We start from the raw sequence: 6,566 nt of genomic DNA, 5'->3' as shown, positions 1-6,566 counted from the left end.
GATAATCCTGCATTGATGAACAGGCTGGTTTGAAGACCCGAAGGCAGGTTTGGGTATCCAAGCGCGATCGCTGTCAGACAAACTCCCAGCGCGAGATACAGGAAAGTAAACAAGGTAAATCGTTTCATCCTTTGCAAATAAAGCTCAGCGATAATCTATTCCTGTGTGGCTGACATAACTCAGCCAATGAACAACAATTAGTCCACATGCAGCACAGCCTTACCTGAAAATCTGCGCCCGATCAAATCAGCCGCTGTTACGCCTGCTTCACGCCATGAAACTGCTCGATCGATGTGCGTTTTGAGCCGCCCCTGCTCAACTAACCTCAGTAGACGAGCCAGCCCAGAACTAGCACTTTCCATCTCTACTTCGGTGTACAGCGTGAACCCGTAAAGCGTGCGCTGTCCTCCATTCTCGAAATAGAAGTCTGGTAGGGACAGCTTCATCTCATTGCCGCTGCTACTGCCATAACAAACGCAGGTGCCTCCTTTAGCCAAAAACGCAGTTAGCGTCCCGACCAATTCACCTCCTACTCCATCAACGATCAGTCGATAAGGCGCGAACTGCTTGGCTTCTTGCCCGGTTTCGGTTAGCACCACTTCATCTGCGCCGTAATCTCGCACAAATGCTTTTTGCACTGGCTGACGAATTTGGGCAACGACGCTAGCTCCCATCATCTGAGCAAGCTGCATGGCGAAGAGTCCCACTCCCCCTGTTGCCCCTGTGATCAACACTCGACTTCCTGGTAAACGAGATCCCTTTTCCACTGCATACAGTGCTGTTAACCCCGCGACGGGCAGTGTGGCGGCATCGGTATCTGATACGCCCTGGGGAATAATAGCCAGAAAGCGAGTCGGAATTGCTACATATTCTGCCCAGCCCTCCGAGCGGATGGAGAGGGCAACAATTTTTGTCCCTGTGGGTGGGCCACTACCGTCCTGTGCTGTTTGTTTAACAACGCCAACGACATCCCAGCCAATTGGAGTGCCCAGTAGATCATTTTGCGATCGCTTAAGTTCGCCCCGATTCATCGAAAATGCCTTGACGCGAATTAAGCACTCGTTAGCATTCAGAGTGGGAACTTCAGTGTCTTGAAAGGTGAGGTTGCCAACGGCATCTGGTGAACTCACGAGTCTACGCATCGCCATGTCCTTGTGTGTGGAGGGCTATAGTTTTGTGTTCTAGATAGAACTGTTTCAATCAACTTGCTGTCTATCCACTATCGATCGCAAACGGTTGCTCAGTGATGTAGCTGGCAGCATCAGAGCAGAGAAACATAACCGCTTGAGCAATTTCCATTGCCTGACCGATCCGACCCATTGGAACCATAGACCCGAGATCATCGGACGGGATACTCCACTGGTCGGCGGCACGAGCCATGAAGTCAGTCGCAATCGGACCAGGATTGATGGCATTGATCCGAATACCTTGTTTGGCATAGTCCAGAGCTGCCGATCTCGTCAGCCCCATTACTGCATGTTTGCTGGCGACGTAAAGAGAAGTCTCCGGAAACGCACGGTTCGAGACGTTTGAGTGGGGACAGTCATAGAATTGCCTCTTCAGAACTAGACAAATATGTGTATCATTTGAGCCTGACTCAACAGGGTGAATCACAGAGTTTTTTCGCAAGCCAGAAATGCAGCAGATCACTAATTATTCCTGCTGAAGAAAGTGCAGCAACAGGGGATTGACCTGATCAGCGTGAGTCCAGTTGATGGCGTGCGGCCCACCAGGAATGACAACCAGTTGACTGTTTTTAATCAGCTTTGGAAGTCTTGCTGCGGTGGACTCAAGCGGCAAAATCCGATCGCTATCGCCATGAATAATTAGAGTCGGTACATTAATGCGGGGCAGATCATCGCGGAAATCAGTCAGCCAGGAGGGTACACAGTCCAAAGTCCCTTTAGCAGAAGCCCCTGCTGCTACATTCCAACTGGCTTGAATCGCTTCATTGCTGATGCGACCCCGCTTTGCGGGCACTGCTTCGCTATCGCCCAGCAGCACGTCCACATTGAAGAAGCCCTGGAAGAATGTAGAAAAGTAGGCTGGACGGTCTTCAACAATCGCTTTCATAATGTCATCGAAAACGCTTTGATCAACACCCTCTGGATTGTCGTCTGTCTTTAACAGAAACGGTGGAACGGGAGCCATCAGCACGGCTTTTTGCACCCGCTCTGAGCCGTATTTGCCAAGATAACGTGTGACTTCACCTGTTCCCATTGAGAAGCCGACTAACACAGCATCCTGCAAGTCAAGCTTGGTCATGAGTGTATTCAAATCTGCGGCAAAGGTATCGTAGTCATAACCAAACGAGGGTTGGCTGGAAGCACCGAATCCTCGGCGATCGTAGGTAATTACTCGATATCCTGCATTCAGTAAAACTAAAACCTGCTTCTCCCAGGAATGTCCGTTCAATGGAAATCCATGAATCAGTACAATCGGTTGTCCTGTTCCAAGATCTTCGTAGTAGAGATCGATGGTTGCAGAGTTTTCTTGACCAACAGTAACGTAAGGCATTGCAATCTCCTATGAATGCTGCATTGGATTCTCATCTAATTAACCGAAGTGTAATGAGTTCTAATGCTCGGTTTCTTTCAGATTCTTAGGCAGTTTTTCAGATTCTTGCGCGATAACCTTCAAAACGCAGCGCTGATCAATTCCTCGCTTTTCGCCCAGAGCTGCTTAGCTTTGTTCACGTCAAGCGCATACGATCTGACACCGTCGGCAAATGGGTTGGGTGTGTCATTGATCGGCGCGACCGCACAATCTTCGAGATAGTGTCCACCGATCTCGTCTTTGTTAGCCACGACTGCTGCCCAGACCGATGTCGCGGCTGCCTGCGGAATTTCTTTCAACTCTTTCGGCGGCAGACCCGCTTCGGTGCGCGCTGCGTCAACGGTCTGTAAAAGTCCCTGCAACTCCTCCTGCGAGAAATGGCGGGGTAGGTCCGTGAGACTGTTTCCGGGCATCACCGAAGCAGCCCGAATGCCGCGATCACGATGCCGTCTGTTAAACTCCACAGCAAACAGTGAATTGGCGGTTTTCGATCGGCTATAGGCAACCCATGGATCGTACGCCTGCTGCTCGAAATTCGGATCGTCCAAGTCGATATCGGCACCGCGATGCGCGAGCGACGACAGGACGACCAGCCGTCCATTATCGGCGAGCAACGGCTCGATCCCATTGATCAGGGCGAAATGACCAAGATGGTTCGTTCCGAACTGGACTTCAAAGCCATCGATCGTCCGACCGAACGGAGTTGCCATAACGCCAGCGTTGGCGATGATGGCATCGAACGGTTGACCGTCAGCCAACAGTTTATCCGCACAGGCACGAACGCTTTGCAAGGATGCCAGATCAAGGTTGATCAACTCCAGGCTGCCACCTCCTTGCAAAGCGGCATCACGAACTGATGCAGTGGCTGGCTCAGCTTTAGCGAGGTTTCTGACCGCGCCGACGACACTAGCCCCGTGAGCGACCAGTGAGCGGGCGGTTTCGAGTCCAATGCCCGACGATACACCCGTAATGAGAAATCGCTTTCCCTTGAGATCAATGCCGGAAAGCACCTCGTCGGCGGTCGATTTTGCACTAAATTTTTTAGCCATTTCTTTATCCTTGCGTTAATTGTGAGTGTAAAAGTTTTGATCTTTCGCCTACCCTACGATCGCCGCTCCTAAACCGCGAGAACCACCCGTTACCAGTGCAACTTTGCCTGCAAGTGTTGTCGTCATGATGGACTCCTTTGGATGTATTACTGCTCAATCAAACACTGCGTACTACCTGGATACTCTTGAGGAACCAACGGCACGGAGAGTGATCGAGCAGATAATGCAGGTCGATCGCCACTTGGCCGCAACGTGTCGCACTGCCTTTCGACTACTGCGCTACATACCCACCATCTACCATCAATGTTTCACCTGTTATGAACGATGCCATATCAGATGATAAAAACAGGACTGCATTTGCAACTTCAAGCGGTGTTCCAACCCGTCCGATCGGGTGAAGTCCTGTTATATAAGCTTTGGCTTCATCTTGCCCACCTGTAGCTGCTTCAAACATATCTGTTTCGATTGCTGCTGGTGCAACGACATTGATGCGAATACCTGCTTTGGCATATTGGAGCGCAGCAGCTTTTGTTAAGCCTACTACCGCATGTTTACTCGCGGTGTAGAGGGGTACGCTAGGAAGTGCAACGACTCCATTCGCAGATGCCGTATTGACGATGCACATAGTGCCGCCAGAGGCGAACGAACCACTTCCCTGTTTCAACATCTGAGCAATTTCATATTTCATAGACAACCAAACGCCTTTGACATTGACGTTCATAATGCGATCGTATTCAGCTTCTGTTTGCTCAATCAATGAGGGATTTTCGCCGACAGTTCCTGCATTATTAAAGGCAATATCTAACCGACCAAAAACACTCACCGCTTTATCAACCATTGCTTCAACATCGGCTTCTTTTGTGACATCTGCTTGCACAAAAATCGCCTCTCCGCCAGCTTCCTGAATTAATCGAACCGTTTCTTCACCTTCATCCATTCGACGACCAACCACCACCACCTTTGCTTGTTGCTGGGCATAAGCGATCGCGGTTGCTCTGCCGATTCCCGATGTTCCTCCGGTCACTAAAGCAACCTTGTCTTTCAGCATCATGATAGTTACCTCTTGTTGTGAATGGTTATGTTACTTTGTCAAAAACTCAATGAGCAATACGTGTAGGAGCCAGCAATAAGAAGCACCTCCTACAATCAGGATGAGTACGATCCTGGCTGCGTGCCCCATAAATTCAGTCCCGCCAGTTCCATGCCGATCAATACTGACCTACGGCGATCGGCAACTCACGTTCAATGGTTCGCAATCGTTGCGAAAAAGCATTCAAGATACGTTGACGAACTGCATCTGTTTGGCGAACGGGGGCATAAACAATCTGCGGAGCAAGAACGTCAAAACCAGCGAATTGCAGCATCCCTCGCTGAATTGGGCGCAGAATAGCATGGATATCACCGTTAAAACCGCCTGCAAGATAGTCCTCTTCTGTGCTACCTGTGGTCAACGAGAGCATTGCTTGCTTACCTCGAAATCTGCCCGTTTCATAAATATGTCCATTACCGTAAACACGCCCCATAACAAAGACGCGATCGACCCACCCCTTCAAAATTGCAGGGACACTGAACCACCACAAAGGGAATTGCCAAATCATCAGATCGCACCATTCCAGTTTTTGGATCTCAGCTTCAATTTCTGGAATGAATCCTCCAACTTCAGTTGCATACATCTCTTCAAGCTGCTGCTTAAAGTAGTCAGGATCTTTGACAGACGTAAAGTTGCGGCGATCGGATACAGGGTCAAATCTCATGGTATAGAGATCTGAATATTGAACATCATGCCCAGAGTCTTTGAACGTGTCAATTGCTGTCTGAAACATTGCTCCGTTAAAGCTTTTCGACTCTGGGTGTGCAAGAACAATCAAAACTTTCATGTGAGTTATTTCGTTTTCTAAGTTTCTAAACTTTTGCTAGGGCTGGATAATCCAGATAGCCTTTTTCACCACGGGTATAGAACGTGGCTGGGTCAGGCGAGTTGCGATCCTGGTTGCAAAATGGCGGGTTTAGGCATTGATATTTGCTGGCTCCTACACTTAGTCGCGCTCGATTAATGTGTTTGAAGGTAAGTTGGGATCGATCGCCTTACGCGCACTGTCAATGCCCACGACGGGAAGTGTACCCGGATCGAGCAAGCCGACTTGAACCAATACACTTGCCTGATCCCAGTAAATGTGTTGGTGGGCTAGTTTGCCGTCACGAAACTGGACGATCGCTACTACTGGCACTTCCACCCGTTTTCCGGTGGGAGCAACGCCGGGTAATATCCATTCCATCCAAACAGTATGAGTGAACTTAGCCACCATTTCATCCACGAGTTGATCCGTTCCGATCGTGCGCGAGATTGGGGTCAACTCCATGTCCGGCGGCATCTGTGGAATGAGGTATTTGGAATAAAACTCGCGCAGTGCTGGTTTCCCGACTCCCCCAATCATTACCGGGATGTGGTTGACGTAAGCATCCTCAACCATCGTGGCGAGGGCATCTTCAGTGTTGTGAGTGCCAAACTCGTGTCGCAGATGCTCTTCCCAAAGTGCTTGCAAAGACTCCTGGGCTGGTGTCAAATTGGTAGTTGCTTGTAAATTTGCTTGTCCGTCTACAGTTTGCTCTTTGACCATGATTAAATACTCCTGGTTCTATCTATCTAAAGTGTCTTGAGTTCCAATGCTTGACTGCTTTCAGATGCTTGTGATGTTAGTGAATTTGTTTCAATGGACGTATAAGCATTCAGCGCCTGTTTCGCGAATTAGTTTGGCGGTTTTTTCACCTTCTGCGTCGCGTCTACCGGAGAACACGACTTTTGCTTCAGCAGCACCGAGCGCGCGCTGCTTCGCAGATACCGCAAGGGTCGCCGTTGCTCTGCCAATTCCCGATGTGCCGCCTGTAACTAACGCCACTTTATCTTGCAGTATCATTTTGTTTCTCCTGTTTCAATCAAGATTGACCTTCAGCAATGAACTG

General features: G+C 49.5%; 7 protein-coding genes and 1 pseudogene. All 8 read right to left on the bottom strand.

Annotated features, from left to right (window positions below; genetic code table 11):
• Window positions 1-197 precede the first annotated feature (197 nt).
• Window positions 198-1,142, bottom strand: coding sequence for a zinc-binding dehydrogenase (locus NDI45_RS30415; RefSeq protein ID WP_348250022.1), 945 nt, complete (start codon window positions 1,140-1,142; stop codon window positions 198-200).
• Window positions 1,143-1,212: 70 nt separating this feature from the next.
• The gene (locus tag NDI45_RS30410) at window positions 1,213-1,614 is read right to left on the bottom strand and encodes an SDR family oxidoreductase (RefSeq protein WP_348250021.1); all 402 of its coding nucleotides are present in this window, start codon (window positions 1,612-1,614) and stop codon (window positions 1,213-1,215) included.
• Between the two features lie 39 nt (window positions 1,615-1,653).
• On the bottom strand, window positions 1,654-2,517 hold the full coding sequence (locus tag NDI45_RS30405) for an alpha/beta hydrolase (protein ID WP_348250020.1): 864 nt from the start codon (window positions 2,515-2,517) through the stop codon (window positions 1,654-1,656).
• Window positions 2,518-2,636: 119 nt separating this feature from the next.
• Entirely contained in the window at window positions 2,637-3,605 is a 969-nt protein-coding gene (locus NDI45_RS30400; RefSeq protein WP_348250019.1) for an SDR family NAD(P)-dependent oxidoreductase, read from the bottom strand.
• A gap of 271 nt (window positions 3,606-3,876) precedes the next feature.
• Window positions 3,877-4,656 carry an SDR family oxidoreductase gene (locus NDI45_RS30395; protein WP_348250018.1) on the bottom strand — a complete coding sequence of 260 codons (780 nt, stop codon included), beginning with the start codon at window positions 4,654-4,656 and terminating at the stop codon, window positions 3,877-3,879.
• A gap of 157 nt (window positions 4,657-4,813) precedes the next feature.
• Window positions 4,814-5,482 (bottom strand): NAD(P)H-dependent oxidoreductase, encoded by a 669-nt coding sequence (locus NDI45_RS30390; protein WP_348250017.1) that lies wholly within the window; start codon window positions 5,480-5,482, stop codon window positions 4,814-4,816.
• A gap of 159 nt (window positions 5,483-5,641) precedes the next feature.
• The gene (locus tag NDI45_RS30385) at window positions 5,642-6,223 is read right to left on the bottom strand and encodes a nuclear transport factor 2 family protein (protein WP_348250016.1); all 582 of its coding nucleotides are present in this window, start codon (window positions 6,221-6,223) and stop codon (window positions 5,642-5,644) included.
• A gap of 96 nt (window positions 6,224-6,319) precedes the next feature.
• A pseudogene (locus NDI45_RS30380) lies at window positions 6,320-6,520 on the bottom strand (hypothetical protein); the annotation flags it as partial.
• Window positions 6,521-6,566 lie beyond the last annotated feature (46 nt).

This window comes from Leptolyngbya sp. GB1-A1 (genome assembly GCF_039962475.1).
GTDB lineage: Bacteria > Cyanobacteriota > Cyanobacteriia > Elainellales > Elainellaceae > Leptolyngbya_A.
This window is presented reverse-complemented; position numbering and strand designations above follow the sequence as displayed.